Raw genomic sequence first — 3,276 nt, forward strand, 5'->3', positions numbered from 1 at the left:
TAGAAGCACAGGCTTGCGGTACCCCGGTAATAGCCTATAAAAAAGGTGGTGCTTTAGAAAGCGTTATTGAAAATAAAACAGGGGTATTTTTCGATGAACAATCTGTTGAGTCAATTATAACAGCCGTTGAATGGTTTGATGTTAACAATTCAACGTTTAATTATAAAGAAATTGTTACGCATGCATCTTCTTTCTCAACAGCCCGATTCAAAAAAGAAATACATATTTATATTCAGGATGTAATGGGATATAATTAATCGTATTTTTAATAAAAACAATTATCTAATTGTAGCGTTTAAGTGTGATTCCCCGTATTGATTGAAAAACTATTATTATCTCCGGTTTTAAGTATATTCTTAAAAGGAAAATAATTACATTTGTAAATCTTTAACCTTATGATTTTACGTTACTCAAAATTACTACCGTTTTTTACTTTTATAAGTGATTTAATAGTATTAAATATTTCTCTTCAATGTGCTCATTTACTGGTGTTTAATTACCTTTCTGATGAGATTCAATCTGCGAATTTTATCCTATTGGTTAATTTGTCGTGGGTTTCTATAACTTCTGTAACCAGGAATTACATCATTCACAGGCCACTTGTGCTGAGCGATAATATTAATAAATTCTTGTCTTCCCTACTCTATAATTTAGTTATGGTTCTTGGTGTAATCTACTTTTTTAGATYATATGAGGTTAGCCGATGGGAGATGGTTTTTACCTACATTTTGTTTTTTGCTCTAATTGTTGTTGAAAGGTCTGCCATTTTTTTTACTCTTGATTTCATTAGAAAAAAAGGATACAACAGGATGCACGTGCTTCTTGTTGGTAACCAGGATATTGCTGATAGATTGGTGAAATCTTTCTTAAAGCATCCTGAATACGGATATTATTTTATCGATCTCATTTCTGAAGAAATGCTCAAGCAAATGTCTGATGAAATGCTGCTTGAGAAGGTGTTAGATAAAAATCCAGATGAGGTATTTGTGTGCTATAAGTACCTAAACCAGTCACTATTAAAAAAAATGGTTGATTTGGGAGATCAAAACGCTATTAAAATTAAACTGGTTTCTGACCTGGTATTAGATAATAACTATGCCAGCATAATTAACTACGAAAATCTTCCTGTAATACAGCTTTCTTCAACCCCGGAACTTAGCCTCAAGGTTATGTTTTTTAAACGAAGCTTTGACATTCTGTTTTCGCTTTTGGTTATGATAGCTGGGTTACCCGTGTTTATCTTGTTAGTAATTATAACTAAATTTACGTCAAAGGGGACTGTTTTTTATCATCAGGAAAGAATTGGAAAAAACCACCGGCCTTTTAAAATATATAAATTTAGAAGTATGCATGTAAATGCAGAACTGTTAGGCCCCCAATTGTCAAGTGAGCATGATCCGCGCATTACTAAATGGGGAAAGGTTTTACGCAGGTCAAGGATGGATGAGCTACCCCAGTTTTGGAATGTTTTAAAAGGGGATATGTCAATAGTGGGCCCAAGACCAGAACGTCAGTATTTCATAGAACAACTTATACTCAAATCTCCTAACTATAAAAAATTATTACGTGTTAAACCAGGAATTACCTCAATGGGGCAAGTGAATTATGGCTACGCTGAAAACGTTGATCAAATGCGCCATAGGGTACGCTATGATCTGATTTATCTTAATAATATAAGCTTTAACAGCGACATGGGCATTATTTTAAAAACCATACAGGTAATGTTTCAGCTTAAAGGTAAATGATGTAAATTTTTGTATGCACACTTTTTGGATTAGCCGCATTGCAATATCAAAAGTAATCTCAATGGTAACACCGGAAAAGCTTCTCTAAGCACTTAGAGGAGCTTTTTTTATACCTACTGGTGAAAGCTATTAAGGATGCTTTCTTTATAATAAGAATCCGGGCCCTATGTCGAAATTTATGTTGCACAAAACATGGGTTCCAAATAATTTTATACTTTATTAAGTTACTGACCGTTAATTTTTAAGTGCTGCATACTAATGTTAGTTAAACGAGAGCTATAGTTATATATAGTTCAATAATGTTTTTTCTAGATTGTTTTACTGTTTTAAATAGTTAAAGAATGCTTTTTACTTTTAAACCGACTTTTCTCAGAAACAAAACAGAATTACAGTTTATTTTTAATCGTAATTAAACCTTATGCACTCTAAAATAGTATAAAGCTAAATACTACTTTGTTTTAGGTCCATTTTAACGCTTAATTATTAATTCAATTTGTTACTTTTTTTTTGGAATTGCATTATAAAATCAGCTTCCCAAGAGCCGGTAATATTTCGTTTTTTTAAGTTTTCCACAATAAACAAACTGAAAAGATCAGGTTGCTTATTTCTTTTTTTTTGCCCCTTATACAGCGCGGCTCAGCATTTGGATAGTACGGTGATCAGGAAAAACCAATTGAATGTTCACGCAGAGACAACTGTGAGCGGCCAAATTGTCGATGATGCATCCGGCCGTCCGCTTCCTTTTATAAGTGTCAGGTTTAGTGGCAGTAATTATGGCACCAGTTCTGATAGAATAGGGAAATTCATATTAAGTGCTCCGGGTTCTTTTAGCCGCGTAACATTTTCCTTTATGGGCTACCAAACCGTAACAAAAATCATTAAACCGGGCCAGGTGAATGAGTTGCAAATCCGTATGCACAGCAGCCAAACTCAGTTAAAGGAGGTTTCTGTTACTTCGGAAAAAAAGAAGAAGTATAGAAATAAGGGAAACCCCGCCGTTGAACTTATTCAGCAAATTATTGACCATAAGGAATTAAACCGGATGGAAAATTCGGATTATCTTCAGTATAATCAATACGAACGGATCGGTTTATCCTTTTTTCATCTATCTCCAAAGCTGCTCAATAGTCAGTTTTTTAGCAAATACCGGTTCATGCTTGATACCACGCAGAAAATAAACGGTCAGTCGGAAACTTCACTTCCGGTTTATTTCAGCGAAAAGCTATATCAAAATTATTACCGTAAAAATCCGCCTAAATCTATTCAGGTATTAAATGCCCAAAAACAAATCAATATCATAAAATTTGTGGATACGGTTGGACTGGATATTTACCTTAACCGCCTCTACGGAAATAATATAGACATATACGACAACAATATTTTTATCATTACAAACCAGTTTCTGAGCCCTATTGCTGATCATGCTCCCGATTTTTATAAGTTTTTTATAACGGACACAGTACAATCGGGTAAAGGAAAATTAATCGAGGTAAGTTTTACTCCCCGTAATAAAGGTGATTTGCTTTTTGAG

Annotated in this window: 3 protein-coding genes; all 3 read left to right on the forward strand. The window is 33.9% G+C overall.

Annotated features, from left to right (window positions below; translation table 11 throughout):
- Positions 1-257, forward strand: a 257-nt coding sequence (locus tag AC1DQW_RS27330) for a glycosyltransferase (RefSeq protein WP_477456955.1), incomplete at its 5' end; no start/stop codon positions are given.
- A gap of 138 nt (positions 258-395) precedes the next feature.
- Positions 396-1,745 (forward strand): sugar transferase, encoded by a 1,350-nt coding sequence (locus AC1DQW_RS27335; RefSeq protein ID WP_477456956.1) that lies wholly within the window; start codon positions 396-398, stop codon positions 1,743-1,745.
- Between the two features lie 697 nt (positions 1,746-2,442).
- Positions 2,443-3,276 (forward strand): carboxypeptidase-like regulatory domain-containing protein (locus AC1DQW_RS27340; protein ID WP_477456957.1); only part of this gene is annotated, 834 nt, incomplete at its 3' end.

The sequence above is a fragment of the Mucilaginibacter sp. P5_A4 genome (genome assembly GCF_056400605.1).